The sequence below is a fragment of the Alcaligenes sp. CHO6 genome (assembly GCF_037120595.1).
GTDB lineage: Bacteria > Pseudomonadota > Gammaproteobacteria > Burkholderiales > Burkholderiaceae_B > Alcaligenes > Alcaligenes ammonioxydans.
The window spans coordinates 1-465 of record NZ_JBANCI010000019.1; the positions used below are offsets into that span (position 1 = coordinate 1).

The window sequence follows — 465 nt, forward strand, 5'->3', positions numbered from 1 at the left end:
TCCCGAAGGTTACGCGATCTCCCACATTGGCTGGGGTCTGCAACCGCGTTGTCACTGGTCTACGCTGGGCCTGTACTCGCGTGAGAACACCATTGGTATGGATGCCCGCGCGTTTGAGGGCAACTTCCTGTTCTCTCTGGGCCCAAACAACGAGGCGGGCGGCAATCGCACGACGGCCTGCCACATTGATATTCCTTTGCGCCATTGCACGGTCAGCCTGGATGGCCGGGCGGTGGTGCGTGATGGCAACGTACTGGATGGAGGTGTTGGTGAGTACGAATGAAGGAGCGGTGTACGCTCAACAAGGGTTTGGATCGACGCTGGAGCCTCAAGCTCCCTACGGCTTGTTGATTATTGATCTGGTGAATGGTTTTGCTGACCCGGCGGTGTTTGGTGGCGGCAATATTCCTGAGGCGATCGCGAACACACAGAAGTTGCTGGCAACGGCGCGTGAGCAGGGCTGGC

The 465-nt window shown here is 58.5% G+C and carries 2 pseudogenes; both read left to right on the forward strand.

The window, feature by feature from the left end:
* A pseudogene (locus V6936_RS17310) lies at window positions 1–283 on the forward strand (2,5-dihydroxypyridine 5,6-dioxygenase); the annotation flags it as partial.
* Window positions 270–465 (forward strand): annotated as a pseudogene (locus V6936_RS17315) (N-carbamoylsarcosine amidase); the annotation flags it as partial. The pseudogenes V6936_RS17310 and V6936_RS17315, both read left to right, overlap by 14 nt.